The organism is Treponema socranskii subsp. buccale, assembly GCF_024181585.1.
Classification (GTDB): domain Bacteria; phylum Spirochaetota; class Spirochaetia; order Treponematales; family Treponemataceae; genus Treponema_D; species Treponema_D buccale.
The window spans coordinates 968,675-986,808 of the sequence record NZ_CP054258.1 but is presented as its reverse complement, the minus strand read 5'-3'; the positions used below and the strand labels follow the sequence as shown (position 1 = coordinate 986,808).

The following is an 18,134-nucleotide window of genomic DNA, read 5'->3' as shown; positions in this document are numbered from 1 at the left end:
TCCTACCCCTTTAATCCTGAAGAAGAGACTCCTTCAATAAAATATCTTTGTCCGAACATAAAAATTATTAAAACGGGAATAATAGAAATCAATGCGGCCGCCATCTGCGGTCCCCAGTATACATACTGTTCACGTACAAAATCCGTCATACCCAAAGGCAGCGTTTTCAGTTCCGGCGTTGTCAGATAAATGAGCGGAGTAAAAAAGTCGTTCCAAAAAAAACGAAATGACAGTACGGCTTGAGTGACCAAAACGGGTTTTGCCATCGGCAGCATAATATTAAAAAATATTGTCCATTCACGAGCGCCGTCGATACGTGCAGCTTCGAGATAGGTATCCGGTACGGATAAAAAATATTGTCGAATGAGAAAAGTTCCGAAAGCCGTAAACGTGCTCAAAAGGATAATAGCCGCATGCGTGTCATAAAGATTGAGATTCCGCATTATGATAAACTGCGGAATGGTAACGGCTTGTAATGGAATCATCATCGAGGCAAGGTATAAACCGAAGATAAAGTTCCGCCCCTTCCATTTCAGTTTGGAAAACACGTATCCGCCGGTTGACGCCGAAAAGAGCTGCAAAACCGCGATAATCGATGTCAGCTTAACGGAATTCCAGATATACAACGGAAAGTTCCGACTCAACCGGATAAAGTTGGAAAAAATAATTTGACGAGGAATCAAATGAAACGGAAAATCGAATATTTCGCTTTCATTTTTAAACGACGAAGACAAAACGAGCACTATCGGAAAAAGCGAAATTATCGTTATTATAATCAAAAAAATATATTTCCCTATTTTGATATTTTTATTAAACGATATCATAAACTACCCACTTTTTTTGACCGTAATTCTGAATCAAAGTGACGATAAGAATAATTATCAATAAGACGACGGATTCGGCGGATGCATAGCCCAAACGATAATGCGTAAACGCGTTTGTATAAATATCGAATGCCAATACATTTGTACTGCCGGCAGGCCCTCCCCCGAGCTGCCCGCCTGTCATAACGTAAATATAATCAAATGACTGAAACCCGCGTATTATCGCAAGTATAACGGCATAAAAAAGTACAGGCGAAATACCGGGAAGCGTAACGGCCAAAAATTGCTGCAATTTGCCGGCGCCGTCCATTTTCGCAGCCTCATACAGGGAACCGTTTACGTTTTGCAGCGCACCGATAAGCAGCACCATATAATAGCCTACATTTTGCCAAATCGAAACCAGCATTATAACAAGGAGAGAAGATTTTTCTCCTGCAAGCCACTTTGACGTCGGCAAACCTACCGCCTTCAAAAGCCCGTTCATAAAACCCGATGACGGTTCGAAGATAAACATAAACGCCAAACCGACAGCGACTGAAGAAAGTATATTCGGAATATAAAATGCACTTCGAAAAAACGTACTGCCGCGAAACGGTCGCGCAAGAAATAACGCAAAAAGCAGACCCAGTGCAATTTGAAAAAAGACAGTACAGATCATGTATTGAAATGTGAGAAAAAGACTTTTTAAAAAATTTTCATCTGCAAATGCTACTGTATAATTTTTCAATGCGACGAACCGAAATCTCGCGCCGCCCGAATAATTGGTAAAAGACAAAACGACGGCCATAACCAACGGAATAAGTATAAATATAAAAAAACCTATAAAGCTGGGAAACAGAAAAGACAAAACGGTCAGCCGCCGCATCCCCCCGTGTTTTCCGTTCATTTTCGCCTCCTGAATTCGCAGGGATACATTTTCATTGCAAAGCTCCTGCCCGAGCCGACAGGAGCTTTATTCATTTGATTACAGTGCAAGACTGTCAATACGACGTATCTACGATATTTTTCATCTCCTTTGCCCACTGCTCCCTGAACTGAGCATCTGTCAGTTTGTTCAGAAGATAAGCTTCCTGCATCGTATTGATAACAGTTTCAACACGCGAACCGTATTTTGAAAAGGTAGCCGTATTATTCGAAACCTTCGGTTCAAGATAATATTTTACCGAAGAAGCGTCGGGCAGGCTGCCGCTTAAGATTTTTTCCACTTCGGGAGAACTGACGGCAGGGAGAACACCGAACGAAGCGGCAAGAGATGCGGCTTCTGCACCGCCCATCCACGAAATAAATTCAAAAGCGGCATCTTTATTTTTTGAATATGAAGTTATGCTGTTAAAGGTAGGAAGTCCCATAGTCACATAACGCTGTTTATCGCACGGCAATCTTGTAATACCGTAATCGGCTTTTTTAAAACCTGCTGCAAGAAGTCCGTCCCGTTCACCGGTCGTCATCTGACCCGGAAACCATTCGCCGATTAAAAGCATACCGAGTTTTCCGTCGTAAAACTGTTTGGAATAGTGCGTCTTCGTAACTTTCATATCGATCAGAGACCACATGGCACCGACCGATTCAAGACGCTTCCGCATAGCAATCTGTTTCAAGAGATTATCCATCGCACCGATTTTTCCGGCATTGCTTATAAAAGTTTCTCCCGCCTGATTTGCCATATACGTTGCATTCGATCCCCAAAAATAGATGGAAGCCCCGATAAGAGAAGAATCGGCTGCATGGATCGCCCGTGCAAGTTCTTCAAATTTTGCCCATGTCCACTCTCCTCTTTCCGCATACCAATCGGGCGTTTTAAGTCCCGCTTTTTTAAATACATTTTTATTGAAATAGGTATAATACGCTCCTCCCCGCCATGGAATACCCATAATCTTTCCGTCATAGCTTAAAGATGTTTTATACGCTTCAACGGCCGTATTCGGTTTACCCGTCTTATCGATGTATTTATTGAGCGGCTCTATAAAACCGTTATCCATGCGAGTGAATGCATCCGTCTGACGCTTTTCCATAAAGCAATCCATTTCGGCACGGCCGGAAAGCAGCGTAGCGATTTTTGTTTCGTAATCCGCGGCGGGAAGTATTTTTCCCTCAACTCTGACATTTGAATGGGTTGCATTAAATTTTTCTATCAACGATTTATGCGCGGCGTCATCCCATGTATAATACGTAATAACGACAGGCCCCGCAGTTGCCGTATTTTTACTCGTCGTATCCGCATCGCCCATTGCAAACAAACTTTGAACGGCAAAAGATGCTGTGATAAACACTTTTAGAAATAATTTACTTCGTCTTTGCATAACAGTCCTCCCATAAAAACTTTTGCAGGAAATATGAATTTCCGAAAAAGTTTTTAGCCGTGCGCGTGTGCGCACACGTTCAATAGTCGAGTTTGCAAAACAAAACGTATCGTATTCATGCGATTTTTATCGAAATAACACGTATACACGTCTTCTGCAAACATCCAAGCAAACTCGAGATAAAAAGTGTCGGCGATATTTCAGACGGCGCTTTTTATCACACCTCCTTTTCGGTATTCGGATAAGAATATTATTAACCCGTTTTTTGATTTTGTCTTGATTTAAAATTCATATATCGATTTTGAAAAACAACGATTTACGATTTTGAAATTTAAATATTATTTTGTTTTACTATGAAGAATTCTGTAATGCGTCGGTGAAACACCGAATTTATTTTTAAAATACGTGCAAAAATATGAATAATTGGTAAAACCGGCTTCCTGCCGAATCTCATCGATTGTTTTATCGCTGTGCAGCAATAAATCCTCAACAAGCAAAAGGCGCATTTCACCTATAACATCATTAAAAGATTTTCCCGTTATTTGCCGATATAAAACTCTGGTATAATTCAAAGACATTCCGATATGATCGGCAATCATATCGGAATTGAGCATGGTATTTTTAATATTTGCTTTGATATAACGATTTATAGCGTTTACCGTTTCATAATTTTTAGCATTTTTACCGGCTTCTCTGCTATGCATTAGAATACGCTCGATACGAGCCGAGATTTCAAGCAAACCACGAATCTCTTCCAGTGCGGACATATCTTCAGCTAAGATATTTATTCCTCCCGGATAATACAAATCTATTTCATCATGTAAATATCGATTCAAAACATATACAAGATTTGCAATAAATAAATTAAAACTGAACCAAGACGGATTTTCCCGTATGGCCGCAACGGCTTTTTCCATACAAACTGCAAATTGTTTTGCATCTTTAGCGATCAGAACGGCTTCGAATTCCCTGATATTTATCACTGTCATTTTCATATCTTGCCTTACGGCATAATCGATACCGCCGCGGTTTACCAAATACAAATCTTTCATCATTTCTCTTAAACGCGATACTTCCTGAGGCAATTCAGCCATACCGACTGCGGCATCGGAAACAACAGCGGTGAGGTCCGCTTCGAATTTATCATGCACTACATCGACAAAATCACAAAGCTTCGTATACATATCTTTCGGACTCAACACTGAAAGCCAAATAAAAGAAAAATCATCAAACCCGATAATGCGGCTTTTTCTTTGTAAATATTGGAAAGCCGCAGTGTATATATTTTTTTTCAAATCGGTGTGATATTCTTTGGGTAGCGCCTTTAACTTTTTCGGAGTGATCCGAAAGAGTGAAATTCCGTATGCGGTCGTCTTTACAAGAGGATACTCGATCTTATCTCCCCTGCCTTGTATATAAGCAAGAAATCTTCTTTCATAACTTAAAGCCAAGTCGACTTTATGCGCAATAATTATTATTGCAATAACCGTCACGGTAAAAACCGCTATAGTAATCGTTATAATATTTTTAATAAAGGTATAAAAGCCTCGTATCAGTCGTGAATACGGAATAATATAAAACAGCCTCCATCCCATTATCTGTTGATCTTCATAACAGATAAAATATTTTTCTCCGTCGCTTTTCAAACATTTATATCCTCTTCCGTCTTCCCGAATGGAGGGAAACGAACATATCTTGTCATAGATCGAACCGGATTGTATCGGAGTATTGAAAAATGAAGGATCGGGATGCGACAAAAAATACTTACGGTTATCGATAATAAAAAATACAGGCGCAAGTTCCCCCGTTTTGCGCGTAAAGAGTTCTCTTGCTTCGGATTCCGACAGATTTACAATCAACGCATATGTTTTGGCGGGATTATCCGTTTTATGAGAAATCACCATAGTATACAAATTTTTTTCTATAAGTTCATCACTATTGGTATAGTCCGCTTTTGAAAAAAACCTCGCAGTTCGCATGGTAAAAATCATAGGCATTCGATCCGCCTGCATTAAAAACGTATCGAGACTTGCGTCACTGAAACATACGCCGCCCTCATAACCCGCATACGATGAAAAATATCCGTAAACTCCGTTATACAGGTAAATCGAATGAATATAATCGTTTCGCGTAACGGCGGCATCCGTCAAAGCCTGTACTTTTGTAAGCGTTTCATATTTTCGCTCCGTACCCGAATTGCAGAAAAGATAATCCTGTATATCTCCGTTTTCAAATAAATCATTCAATACGGGCATCGTATTCGTACGCATCTGCTGATACAGCGAACTCACCATCGTCAACGACAACCTGTATTGCACAGCGGTAGTTTTTTCATAATTTGATATATACACAATGGAAATTAACAACGTTACGATAACAACACATATCGTTGTGAGCGCGGTAACGGGTAAAAATATTTCTAAAAACTGCGATTTACTTTTTTTATAATTTGAAAATTTTCCTCTCATTTCCGTCCGTCTTGCGTCAGGGAATTTGCAAGCACCGTTTCGACCTTCTTCGGTTTAACGAATTTGACACTGAGTTTGTCGTTCACGCATTCGACAGAAACGCTGTTCGACTTTTCTCCCTCCCCCGAAAGGATTTCGACGGAAAGCGGATCTTCGATTTCACGGCGGATAAGGCGGCGCATCGGGCGGGCACCCGATTCCGGTTCGTACCCGTGTTCGATAAGGTATTCCCGTGCTTTAGGCTTTACGGAAATGGCAATATTTTGCTCGCGCATTCTGTCGTCAAGCTCTTTGATCTGTATGTCGAGTATCCGGCCGACTTCTTCTTTCGTAAGCGCGCCGAAAACGACGACGTCGTCGATGCGGTTTAAAAGCTCGGGACTCAGCATTTTTTTAAGCTCTCCGAGCGCGCTCGCTTTTATATCGTCGTACGACAAAAGTCCTTCGCCCGACGGCAAAAACCCGACACGGCTTCCGCTCGTAATCTGCCGCGCACCCGCATTGCTCGTCATGATGACGACGGTGTTCCGGAAGTTTACGGTGTGACCGAGGTTGTCGCTGAGTTCGCCTTCTTCGAGCAGCTGTAAAAGCAAATTGAATACGTCGGGATGCGCTTTTTCGATTTCGTCGAGGAGGACGACCGAATACGGCCGGCGGCGCACCGCTTCGGTGAGCACGCCGCCTTCTTCGTAGCCGACATAGCCCGGAGGCGCTCCGACGAGCCGGCTCGCGTTGTGCTTTTCCATATAGTCGGACATATCGATACGCACAAGCATATCTTCGCTGCCGAATAAAAATTTCGCGAGCGCTTTTGCAAGCTGTGTTTTTCCCACTCCCGTCGGGCCGAGAAAGATAAACGAGCCGAGCGGATGCTTCGGAGACGAAACGCCCGCCCTGCTTCTTCGAACCGCGCCCGCGATGAGGTGCACCGCCTCGTCCTGTCCGATAACGCTTTTGTGCATCTCTTCTTCCATGTGTACGAGGCGTTTCGTTTCGGACGAATCGAGCTGTTCGACGGGAATGCCGGTCATCGCTCCGATGATGCGGCAGATATCCTGTTCGGTAACGTGTCTTCTGTTTTGCAGATTGCTGTTCCGCCAATATTCGCTGTAGAGGTCGAGCTTTCTGCGCAGTTCGAGCACTTTGTCGCGCACGAGAGCAGCCCGTTCGTAATCCTGTTCTTCGACGAGCCTCCTTTTTTCCGCTGCAAGCTTTTCGATGCTTCGTTCCACTTCCGCGAGCTCTGCGGGTTTCGCTTCTTCCTGTATTTTTTTTGCCGCGCCCGCTTCGTCGAGTATATCGATCGCTTTGTCGGGAAGAAATCGTTCGGGGATATAGCGTCTGGAGAATTTAACGATCGCCGGGATAACGTCGTCGTCGAACACGATGCCGTGAAAATCTTCGTAGCGTTTTTTTATCCCTTCAAGGATGCCCACCGTGTCGTCGTCCGTCGGCTCTTCGACTTTCACCGTTTGGAAGCGGCGTTCGAGCGCGGAGTCCTTTTCGATATAACGGCTGTATTCCTTCGTCGTCGTCGCACCGATGATCTGTATCTCGCCTCTGCTCAACGCGGGCTTGAGCATGTTCGATGCGTCCATCGTCCCTTCAGGGCCTCCCGCACCGATGATCGTGTGCAGTTCGTCGATAAATAAAATGATGTTTTTATCGTCCCGAACTTCTTTCATCATTTTTTTCATGCGATCTTCGAACTCTCCGCGATATTTCGTACCCGCGATGAGAGCGGCCAAATCGAGGGAGAGGATACGCTTTTTGAGCAGATTGCGCGGCACGTTGCCCTTTGCGATTCTCTGCGCGAGACCTTCTACGATCGCCGTTTTACCGACACCCGGTTCTCCGATGAGCACGGGATTGTTTTTCGTGCGGCGCGAAAGCACTTGCACGATGCGCTGTATCTCCTTGCTCCGTCCGACGACGGGATCGTCTTTTTCTTCCCGCGCAATTTTTGTGATGTCTCGGCTGAACTCGCCGAGGAACGTCCGCTCGCTTCTGCTTTGACGCACTTGACTTTGCGCCGTCTGCATACCCGCATCCGACGAAGAAAGCGACGCGTTCGCCGGTGCCCCGAAGAAATTCTCGAGCGCGGTTTTCGAAAACGAACGGGACGCTTTTTCATTTACCGATGAAGGGGAATGCGCTTGGATTTCCGGAACGATGCGCCGCGCGTCTTCGATCGTCATGTCGGCATTTTCAAAAAACCGCGCCGTTGCGCTGCCCTCTTCTCTGATAGCCGAAAGCACGATATGCTCCGTGCCCACATAATCGTTTCCGAGGGCACGGGACTCCATGCCTGCGATGTCGAGCATCGCTTTTAAACGGCGGCTCGGCGGCAGATCCGCGAGGGCGACGGATACCGCATACGATTTGAATTGCCGTTCGAGAGCGCGCTGAAACGAAAGGAAATTGATATGAAGAGAGCGGAGCAGCGCATACCCGAGTCCGTCCGCACTTTTCAAAAGAGCGAGCAGCACGTGTTCCGGCAAAAGCTGATCCGCGCCGCTTTTCCGTCCTTCATCCTGCGCAAGGGCTGCGACAAGGCGCTGTGCACGCGGTGAAAATCCGATTCCGTTCATCATATCCCCCAAAAATTACAAATTAAACTGTACGGCTTCAAAGGTTTCCTGCACGATGAGTGCACGCAGCCGTTCGATTTTCAAGCGTACATCGTTTTGAATATCCGCTTCAAATGCAAAGCTGCCGTTTTTCAGCAAAAACTCAAGGTGCCCGTCCTGCACGCGGTAAAGCAGCCCGCAAAGCACTTTGTCGTCGACTCCTTTTAAAATACCCGAATCGAGTCCCCATTTGACGGCGGAAACGATCGAAACGCTTTGTCTGAGCGAAAGAAGTGCGCTGAACTTAGCTTCGGCGAAAGCTCGCAGTATAAGATTGCGCATCTGTGTCGGTTTATTTTCGGCACATCGCCTTCGAAACTTGCGTTCGGCTTCGGCGAGGTATTTCCCTGCGCTTTCGACACTCGCCGTCTGATCGAATTCGCTGCCGGAAAGCGACGACGAAGTCGCAATATCGTAATATGCGCCGAGCGATGCCCCGTACCCGTCGCCCGAACCGTACACCGAAAACACGTCGAGACCCTTTGCGCGCACACCGTTGAGAACGGCATCCGCTTCACCCGAAAATACGAGCGAAGGCAAGTGGACACGGATCGAAACTTTCATACCGCTTCCCGCATCGGAAAGGATCGACGTAAGATAGCCGAATTCGTAAGAGGCGGCGAACTGCAGCGTCTTTTGCATACCGTCGTCGCAAAGGCGGCACGCGTCGAATGCACCCGCGCAATTCAAGCCCGGCTCAAAAGACGCGATGCGCACGTGGTCGGTGCTGTTGACGCGGCACGAAAGGCGGCCGTCTCCCTTCATAACGATACCGGAAGCTCCGCTTCCGTCGAGCACGCCGCGCTCTTCCAAAATTTTTTTTCCGAGAGCGTCGAGCGTTTCCGTATTTACGACGCGATAATCGTCGGGATTTTCAAAATGCGAAAACGAATCGAACACGAGCGTCTGTACACGCTCGGCTTCATCTTTTTTCGCCGCCGACGGAAATAAAAAATCGGCGAGGTTTCGGGCAAGGCGCACACGGGTGGACACGACGACGTCGTTGTCGATTCCCGCACAGGAATACCACGGTACATCCGAAAGAGAATCCGCACTAGGCATCGGCCGCTCCCTTCCCACCCGAACCGTCGGCGACCGCCTTTTTTTCGAGAGCGCGAAGGTAATCGCGGTAAATCGCCGCTTTTTCGTAATCTTCGTTTTGTATCGACTGTTCGAGTTTCGCCTTCAAATCGATGCGGTCGGTCAGATGCGAGCGGAAAGTCGCGATCCGTCTCGGTATCGAACCGGTATACGTTCCCGTAATACCGTGCTTTGCCATAAGCTCAGGCAGTTCCGCCTTAAAGATTTCATAGCATTCGGAGCATCCGACCTTGCCTGTCTTTTTTATAGCGGCAAAACTCGTAGCGCATACGGGACAAAGCCTGCCCGCTTCCATCGTATCGGCTGCTTCCGTTTTTTCGACGGCGTCGAAAAGCGAACGAATCGATTTTTGAATATGATCAGGATCCGGAGAGAGTCCGTTTTTGACGGCGCACTCCATGCAGATATGGATTTTTTTTTGAGACGTTTTCGTTGTCTGTTCGATAAAGAACACCGCTTCGCGTTTACGGCAAAAATCACACAACATAGCGCATATACTATATCACACTTTGCGCAATGTTTCGAGCGGTTTTTCATGTCCCGCTTTCCAGGCCGGTATGACGGAGGCCGCGAGAGCCAAAAGCACCGTCGAAATGACGATAACCGCGGTATCGCGGAACGGAATGACGACGGGTATTTCCGGAAGATAATACTCGGGATCGAGGAGAGCGATATGCGCAAAGGAATGAATATCGTACCCCTTTATAATATACAAAAATTCCGCCGCAGCGTTTACGCCTTTTTCCAAAAAACCGATAATACGGTTTACGTTTACCGCACACGCAAGCCCTATGGGAAGACCGATGAGCACGCCGCCGAAACCGGCTGCCGTTCCCGCAGCGAGAAATGTGAGCGCAATACCGTGTGCGCTTCCGCCGAGACTTTTTATAACGGCGATTTCGCGCCGCTTTTCAGCAACGAGCATGACAAGCGATGAGGAAATATTTACCGATGCGACGAGTACGATGAGCAGCATGATAAAGACGAGCATGACTTTCGTCGACGCGAAATTTTCATACTTGTCCAGATTGAGTTCATCCCATCGATAAAAATCGGCGTCGAAGGGAAACTCATCGCGCAGCGAATTTTGAATGCGTACAAGTTCGGGAGAAAACGCGTTTTCGGTTTCGACAAGTACCGAATACTCGCCCGTTCCCGATCTGATGATGTCGAAACCCGTATCGAGCGGCACAAAGAGCCACGCCGCATCGAGTTCCCGATACCCCGAAGAGACGATTGCCGCAACGGAAAGCAAAGCCGCTTTCGGCAGCACCGTTCCCCTTTCGTTTACGGAAGCGCTTATCAGGCGGAACGTATCGCCCGAATGCAGCCCCAGACGACGAGCCGTCTCCTCTCCGATGACGGCGGCTTTTGTTCCCCTTTTAAAATTGCCGATATCGCCGTCCGTGACGCGGAAAAATGAAGCAAAAGATTTATTTTCCGTAAAGATTTCCGGAAGGACGGCGCGCACTTGCACGCCTATGCGAAACGAAGATGAAGCGGCAAGGGCTGCGCTTCCCGCTTCGGGATACGCGTTCGTAACGCCTTCTACCGCTTTGAGGCGGGATGCAAAATCTTCGAGTGAAGCGGCATCCGAAACGGCAGGTATACCTTTTTCGAGAACCGCTTCGATGTGGGAGCTTGAAAGGCCGATGATGCGTTCCGTCATACCCTGAATCATGCCGTTCGAAACGGCAAGCACGACGATGAGCGGTACGAGGCTTATGCCTATGCACAAAAGAGAACCCGAAAGGCTTTGACGGGCAGCCGATCTTTTAGCGGATTTCGGAAAGAGAATGCGGCATGCCAATAAAAGGGAACTTTTTACCGTCATGACCGATCCGCCGCCGCAAGCTTTCCGCCGGCAATCGAATATCGCACCGATCCCTTTGCGGCAAGATTTTGATCGTGCGTTACCATGATGAGCGTTTTACCGTATCTGTCGGCAATCGAAAAAAGCATATCGCCGACGATTTCGGCGTTTACGGGATCGAGGTTTCCCGTCGGTTCGTCGGCAAGGATGAGCTGCGGATCGTTGATAAGAGAGCGCGCAACCGCCGCCCTTTGTCGTTCGCCGCCCGACAGCTCCGACGGCAGATGATGCAGGCGGTCTTTCAGACCGACATCTTCGAGCAAACGCTCGGCACGGCTCATCGCTTCTTTTTTTGAAACGCCGGCCATATAGGCAGGAAGATAGACGTTTTCAAGCGCGGTAAAATCCTTTAATAAATAATGAAACTGAAATACGAATCCGAGAAAATGCGAGCGGTATTCTGCCTGATCGTCCTCGTCGAGAGCAGTGAGATCCCATCCGCCTGCGCGCACGATACCCGACGTCGCGGAATCGATTCCGCCGATGATATTGAGCAGTGTACTTTTGCCGCAGCCGCTTTCACCGGTGATAACGGTTTTACTGCCCGCTTCGACCGAAAGATCGAGCGCTTTTAAAACGGTAAGCGTTTCACCCGATGAAACATAGGTTTTTTCAAGATTTTCAATATGAACGATTTCACTCATCGTGAAGCACCTCCGCAACCGTCATTTTCAAAACGTCCCTGCTTGCAGCGTAGGAAGCGGCAAGAGGAGAAGCGATACCGAACAGAGCGATCATAAAAACTTCAAGCGGAAAGATACGTGCGGGAACGGACGCATAGAGCATAAACATCGGATTTTCGCGGACAAAAAGCGCGTTTTCGGGGGAAAATAAAAGGGTAAAAAAATACTGCGTCCAATACATCGCTCCCGATGCGAAGGAAAACACGCTTCCGATATTCACACAGAGCGCCAGTCCCAAAAGCACGCCGCCTGCAGCGCCGGCACAGCCGGTAAAAAATCCGCGCACGATAAAAATCGATTTCACTTCGCCGCTTTTTCCGCCGAGCGCCGCCAAAATCGAAATTTCGCTTCTCCGTTCGTACACAAGGCGGCGCATACCGCTGTAGATATTGATCGCAACGACGACAAAAATTAAAAGCACGAGGATCATGAGCATATTTTTTTCCACTCTAAGTACGCCGAAAAACGATCGGTTGTACTGTCTCCATGACACGACCGAAAGCTGCGGAAACAATTTATTAATTTTCCCGATAACGTGCGCATCGGACGATTCGCGCCGCAGTTTCAAACCGTACGCTTTTTCCGCGCTTCGTCCGAAATTCTTTTTTCCCGCTTCGAGATTGATAAACGCATACGATGCATTGATATCGGCATATCCCGAGTGAAAAATGCCCGAAACGCGGAACCGCCGCTCACGAGAGAGAAGCGCGACATCGCTTCCGCCCGAAAGCGCAAGAAGCGTCACTTCGCTTCCCGTCCGCGCTCCGAGCGAATCCGCAAGGGACGAGCCGAGCACGATTTCGTCTTCGTCTTCGATCGAAAAGCTGCCGGAAACCATGAGCACTTCCCGTGCAAACCCCGCATCCCTTTCAGCGATATCGTGAGGCAGTGCACGGATGAGAGCCGCCGCCTGTCCGCCCGAAGGACCGACCGTAAAGCTCTGCGCTTCGTAAAAAGGATTTACCGAAACGATATCTTTTTCGCCTTCGCACCACGACACAAAGCTCTTTTCCGTATCGTCCGTTATGCCGCGTACTTGAATGTGATACGATGAAATTTCCATGATCGCATCTTTGAATTCCATTTGAAAGCCGTTCATAACGCTCATGACTACGATGAGCGTCATAATGCCGAAACAGATTCCGAGAGAAGCGAAAAACGACGTAACGGCGGATCGCCCTTTTCTGTCCACGCGGGAAAAGCGACTCGACACGAATGCGATCCAGCGGAAACGGAATATATTATTAATTTTTCGAATCATATTTTTTTGTCCGCAGTATGCGGTCTCCGTGTTTTATCGTTTCGCGAATTTTTTCCCCTGCGGCATACTCCGAAATCACGGTATAGCCGTCATCGAAATAGAGCGTCGTTACGTATGCATCGTTTTGCGCGTATATCGTTTTTATGCGGAGTTTTCCGTCTTCATAAAAACAATAATTCGGATTTTCTCCGCCCGCGGCATAGTCGTATGTTTTTTTTTGCACGCGGATTGCCGAAAGCCGTGTTTTTTTTTCATCGGCGTATTCCCAGCGCGATTTTTCTTCTTCGAGGATTTTATTTCCGTCCGTATAGCGCCGAGTCATCTTCATATCGGGAATTCGCGCGCCTCCCTTATCGACAAAAAATTCCGTAAAGGAAATCGCCCTTCCCTCATCGTCATAGAGCGTTTCCGATCGGCGTCCTTCACTTTCCGCGACCGAAGATGCGGGATACGTTCTGTCGGCGTTATAATAAAACGTTTCGCTGCTTTCACGCACACTTTCTTTCGCCGTCGAAGCGATCTTCCATACATCGCGCTTGACAAGGCGCATAAGAGCGTCGTAGGTTTTCCGCACCGCTTTTTCTCCGGAAGCGTTTACGGTAACGCTCTCACCGTTTACATCCGAAAGCGTAAAGCGCTCCGCTTCGAATGCAAAGGCTTTGAGCTTTCCTTCGGCATCACGCGAAAACCTGTCGATCGCATCTCTTTCCGAACCGTCCGCATCCGGCGATTTTACGTCTGCCGTCTGCGCTGTATCCGGCATCTCTTTCGTTTCGGTTTTTTCATTCCCGCCTTCACTTGATGCGTTTTCGCCCGAAGCGGCGGATTGCAGCGCATCAGATCCCTGCACGGTACGCCCGCCCGAAGCGCTTCCGTCTTCCGCTGCGGTGCGTCCTCTCCCGTCTTCTTTTTTTTCTCCCGCAAAATTTTCTTTTACCGAAGCATCCGCCGTACTGCCGTTTTTTTCGGCCGGCAAAGCGGGTTTCCGCTCGGCGCTTCCCGCACCGAAAGCTCGGCCGGCACAAACGAGACAGCACAATATAAATGCGGCGCAAAACGGTTTCACGTCAATCCAGTCCTAAAAATTCTTTTACGTAGCGTTCGGCACTGAACGGCGCGATGTCGCCGTATTTTTCTCCGGTACACACAAAGGCGACCGGAAGGCCGAGCTCTTTGCCGACGGAAACGGCGACGCCGCCCTTTGCCGTCGAATCGTATTTTGTCAAAACAAGCGCGTCGACGGAAACGGCTTCTCCGAAAACTTCCGCTTGACGAAACGCGTTTTGACCCGTCGTCGCATCCACGACGAGAATACGCTTATAACAATTTTCATCCGCCTTTTGGAGACAGGTACGGTCAATCTTTCCGAGTTCGCGCACGAGATTTTCTTTATTGTGCAGGCGGCCTGCAGTATCGGCAAGTACGAGGCCTCCGCCCTTTGCACGGACGGCATCGACCGCATCGAAGACGACGGCAGCGGGATCCGATCCGTGCTGGTGACTTACGACGCGCACGCCGAGGTTTTTCCCGTGCAGAGCAAGCTGCTCGATCGCGGCGGCGCGGAAAGTATCGGCTGAAGCGAGCACCACTTCGCCCGAAATCGCATCTTTAAACGCGTTCGCAAGCTTTGCGCTCGTCGTCGTTTTTCCGACGCCGTTTACACCGAGAAGCATCCACACATTCGTTTTACCGGGAACGGGAGCAAGAGAAGTTTCTTTGACGCAGCGCAAAAGAATCGCTTCGAGTTCGTGCATGACTTCGTCTTTTCCGTGCGCATGATTTTTTTGACACGAAACTCTCAGCTCATCCGCAATTTCGACCGCCGCCTTTGCACCGACATCTCCCTCGATGAGCGCATCGGTTAAATCGTCGAACAACTCTTCATCGTCTTTATCGCGCCCCCCGAATAAATCGCGCATCCGCTGTGCAAAAGAAATCTTTGCCATAATATCTCCCATAAAAACTTTTGCAGAAAGTTGCAACTTTCGAAAAAGTTTTTAGCCGTGCGCAAACGCGCACACGCTCAATAATCGAGTTTGCAAAGCAAACTCGAGATAAAAAGCGACGGCGATATTTCAGACGGCGCTTTTTATCGTATCTCCGTTATCTTCCGGTCGAAATCGACGCGGCATCTCCCGCATCGTCAATTTTGCCGTCTTTTACGGCGCGGGCGGGAAGTACTTTGTCCGCGGCAATAAAGTACCGCACGAGCTCGTATATAAACCACGCACCGCATCCGACCGATACGCCGACACAAGCTTGAGAAGCGGTTTGCCATCCTTTTACGTTTCCGATATCGATATAGCCTTTTGCATACGCGGCGTTTTGCGCATAAAAATTGCCGTAGGTATAGAATGTCGCCAAAAGCGATGTGATGAGCACGCTGTATGACGTATACAACCAGCGCCGCCTCGTATCGATATATTTGCTTCGGTCAAAGGGCTCGGCGCGGAAAGCAAGCGAAGCGTTTTCTTTGAGCATTCGATAGGCGATATAAAACGGAGCTGCCGATCCGTCTTCCGTGATAAACTGACCGAGTACGGGTTCGTTATTGATTGTCAATTTCAACGGAAGATTTTCTTCATCCGTTTTACCCGCTTCCGCTCCGTTTGCAAAGAGCGTCCCGACGATCGGTTTTTTTAAACGGATAAAAAGCGACGACGGATTATCAGGCACGAGTTCGGCGGAAATCGCAAAAGTCCTCGCCCCTCGAAACGCATAGGATGTGCCCGCCTGTTTAAAACCGGGGGCGGAAAACAAAACGGAATGCACCCCCGCCTGCACGACAAGGCGGTCGGGGATTTCCCGGTACACGATATCGTCGACGCTGATCGTAATGTGTTCGGCCGCTTCCGGCGGCGAAACCGTAAAAAGCAATTCCACGGGCATGCCGTTCGTTATTTCAGGCGTAAGGCGTCTGGCAATACGCACGGCAAGGGAACGAATGTCGGACAAACTTCCGACATCGGTTACGGTACCGATAACTTTCGCGCCCGGATAGACGATGAGCGACACGCTTACGGAAACATAACCTCCGTAAGAGGTCATCGTACCGGTTAAAAGCGCGTTGATCTTTGCGGCGACAACGGCGTTTTCGAACGAGCGACTTTCATACCCCGTTTTTTTCGCCTCTTCTCCCGCATCGAAAAGTACGGAAAAATCGTCTTTATACAAACTCACGCGCTCGCTTGCAGGCGCTTCATCTTCATCGCGCCGAAATAAATTAATAAATCGCTCTCTGTCGCTGCGCTCCGCATCGGGTCTTTTTTCTTCCACGACCGCGCCCGCTTCGATGTTTTCCTTTCTCCGCTTTTCGCGTTCCATATCGGGAGCGGCTTTTTCGCGTTGTCTTTCCTCTTCGATAAGATTTTCTTCGATTTTTATTTTCAATTCCGCAATTTTTTTTCCCGCCTCCCGCACTTTCGCTGCAAGCTGCTTTTCGGTGTGATTGCCGAGCAAAAGAGAATCCCGCACTTGCACTTCCCGCGAAAGCTGTAAAAAGAGATCCGTTCTGCTTTTCGAAAGCGCATATTCGCTTCGGTCGAGCCGTTCTTCCGCCGTCGGCACACGCTCGAGGTTTTCCGCAAGCTGTTCGAGTATGAGAGAAGGAACGGTACGGGAAGCAGCATCGTCGGACGGAGAGACGTCTTTTTTATTTGCAAACGTAAATTTTTCAGCTCCGATAACCCAATCGAAACGTGCGGACGTATCGGCGGCGGGCGCAATCGAAATCAGACAGAAAAGATAAATAAAGCCGCAGAAAAAAAATTTAACGCTTGAACGGCGAAACGGTCGGAAAAATTCGATCTTTGGAAAACTCGAAATCAAATATTTACACTTCTTCGTCATCGTCTCCGCCGCCTTCCATCGGAAGACCTTTCCACCGGGCAATGAGAAATGCGTCCATAAACTGATCGATGTCGCCGTCCATAACCGCCTGGATATTGCCCGACTCGCACTTCGTACGGTGATCTTTGACCATCGTGTACGGCTGGAACACATAGGAGCGGATTTGATTGCCCCACGATATGTCTTTTTTTTCTCCGCTGTATTTGGAATTCTCTTTTTCTCTTTGTTCGCGGTAATACTCATACAAACGCGAGCGCAGAATATTCATCGCGATTTCGCGGTTCATAAGCTGACTGCGTTCGCTTTGACACGCGACGACGATGCCCGTCGGAATATGCGTAAAACGCACTGCCGATTCGGTTTTATTGACGTGCTGTCCTCCCTTGCCGCCCGCGCGGTATGTGTCCACGCGGAGGTCTTCCGGCCGGATATTCACTTCGATCGTATCGTCGAGAACGGGATACACGTACACCGAAGAAAAAGAGGTATGCCTTCTCGCGTTCGCGTCAAAGGGGCTGATACGCACGAGCCGATGGATTCCCGCTTCGCATTTCAAATAACCGTACGCGTAATCGCCCGAAATCTGCATCGTAACGGATTTCAGTCCGCCTTCCGCTTCTTCCTGATCGACGATTTCGATTTTAAATCCGTGCCGCTCCGCCCACCTCGTATACATGCGGCTCAGCATAAAAGTCCAGTCTTCCGCTTCCGTTCCTCCGGCTCCCGCGTGGATCGAAAGGAAAGCGTCGTTCGGATCGACTTCGCCTGAAAGCAGATTCAAGATGTTGAGCTTTTCGAATTCGGCTTTTGTCTCTTCATACATCTGCTCGACTTCCGCTTCTTCATCCGCACCGCCGCTTTCTTCGGCGAGCTCCAGCATCGCTTCCAAATCGTCCTGTTTTTTCAATAAAGCGCGCCACGGCTCGACGCGGTTTTTCAAGCGTTTGATTTCGTTCATGACGACGCCGGCTTTTTCGCTGTCGTCCCAAAAGCCGACAGATGCGGTGGACGCTTCTTTTTCGGCGATCTTTTTATCTATACTCGCAGCGTCAAAGACGCCCCCAAACGTTCATAATATCTTCGCGAAGGGCGGAAACGGGCATTTTTAAATCTTCTATCATATAGACACTCCAAAATTAATAATC

Annotated in this window: 14 protein-coding genes; all 14 read right to left on the bottom strand. The window is 48.3% G+C overall.

The annotated features are described in order from the left end of the window. Positions 1 to 2 precede the first annotated feature (2 nt). A complete protein-coding gene (locus HRI97_RS04365; RefSeq protein WP_253726862.1) occupies positions 3 to 779 on the bottom strand; it encodes a carbohydrate ABC transporter permease in 777 nt (258 codons plus the stop codon). Positions 780 to 810: 31 nt separating this feature from the next. Next, a complete protein-coding gene (locus HRI97_RS04360) occupies positions 811 to 1,482 on the bottom strand; it encodes a carbohydrate ABC transporter permease (RefSeq protein ID WP_253727291.1) in 672 nt (223 codons plus the stop codon). Between the two features lie 322 nt (positions 1,483 to 1,804). Continuing rightward, complete coding sequence (locus HRI97_RS04355) at positions 1,805 to 3,124, bottom strand: ABC transporter substrate-binding protein (protein ID WP_253726860.1); 1,320 nt, start codon at positions 3,122 to 3,124, stop codon at positions 1,805 to 1,807. A gap of 338 nt (positions 3,125 to 3,462) precedes the next feature. Next, positions 3,463 to 5,121, bottom strand: coding sequence for a helix-turn-helix domain-containing protein (locus HRI97_RS04350; protein WP_253726858.1), 1,659 nt, complete (start codon positions 5,119 to 5,121; stop codon positions 3,463 to 3,465). Positions 5,122 to 5,588: 467 nt separating this feature from the next. Beyond that, a complete protein-coding gene (locus tag HRI97_RS04345; protein WP_253726856.1) occupies positions 5,589 to 8,186 on the bottom strand; it encodes an ATP-dependent Clp protease ATP-binding subunit in 2,598 nt (865 codons plus the stop codon). 12 nt (positions 8,187 to 8,198) lie between these two features. Continuing rightward, entirely contained in the window at positions 8,199 to 9,284 is a 1,086-nt protein-coding gene (locus HRI97_RS04340) for a hypothetical protein (protein WP_253726854.1), read from the bottom strand. Next, the gene (locus tag HRI97_RS04335) at positions 9,277 to 9,810 is read right to left on the bottom strand and encodes a UvrB/UvrC motif-containing protein (protein WP_180485835.1); all 534 of its coding nucleotides are present in this window, start codon (positions 9,808 to 9,810) and stop codon (positions 9,277 to 9,279) included. The genes HRI97_RS04340 and HRI97_RS04335 overlap by 8 nt, the downstream gene beginning before the upstream one ends. A gap of 15 nt (positions 9,811 to 9,825) precedes the next feature. Further along, complete coding sequence (locus HRI97_RS04330; protein ID WP_253726852.1) at positions 9,826 to 11,157, bottom strand: ABC transporter permease; 1,332 nt, start codon at positions 11,155 to 11,157, stop codon at positions 9,826 to 9,828. Then, positions 11,154 to 11,840: an ABC transporter ATP-binding protein gene (locus HRI97_RS04325; RefSeq protein ID WP_253726851.1), complete on the bottom strand. Its 687-nt coding sequence runs from the start codon at positions 11,838 to 11,840 to the stop codon at positions 11,154 to 11,156. Before HRI97_RS04325 ends, HRI97_RS04330 begins: the two co-directional genes overlap by 4 nt. Beyond that, positions 11,833 to 13,140 carry an ABC transporter permease gene (locus HRI97_RS04320; protein ID WP_253726849.1) on the bottom strand — a complete coding sequence of 436 codons (1,308 nt, stop codon included), beginning with the start codon at positions 13,138 to 13,140 and terminating at the stop codon, positions 11,833 to 11,835. The genes HRI97_RS04325 and HRI97_RS04320 overlap by 8 nt, the downstream gene beginning before the upstream one ends. Beyond that, on the bottom strand, positions 13,124 to 14,116 hold the full coding sequence (locus HRI97_RS04315; RefSeq protein WP_253726847.1) for a hypothetical protein: 993 nt from the start codon (positions 14,114 to 14,116) through the stop codon (positions 13,124 to 13,126). Before HRI97_RS04315 ends, HRI97_RS04320 begins: the two co-directional genes overlap by 17 nt. Positions 14,117 to 14,207: 91 nt before the next feature. Continuing rightward, positions 14,208 to 15,086, bottom strand: a complete 879-nt coding sequence (gene ftsY / locus HRI97_RS04310; RefSeq protein ID WP_253726845.1) for a signal recognition particle-docking protein FtsY — start codon at positions 15,084 to 15,086, stop codon at positions 14,208 to 14,210. A 157-nt stretch (positions 15,087 to 15,243) separates the two neighbouring features. Continuing rightward, on the bottom strand, positions 15,244 to 16,989 hold the full coding sequence (locus HRI97_RS04305; RefSeq protein WP_253726843.1) for a DUF8525 domain-containing protein: 1,746 nt from the start codon (positions 16,987 to 16,989) through the stop codon (positions 15,244 to 15,246). Further along, positions 16,973 to 18,110 (bottom strand): peptide chain release factor 2 gene (gene prfB / locus HRI97_RS04300; protein ID WP_253726841.1). Its coding sequence is split into 2 segments (ribosomal slippage): positions 16,973 to 18,040 and positions 18,042 to 18,110, totalling 1,137 coding nucleotides; the frame shifts between segments, so codons are not numbered across the junction. The genes HRI97_RS04305 and prfB overlap by 17 nt, the downstream gene beginning before the upstream one ends. Between the last annotated feature and the right edge of the window lie 24 nt (positions 18,111 to 18,134).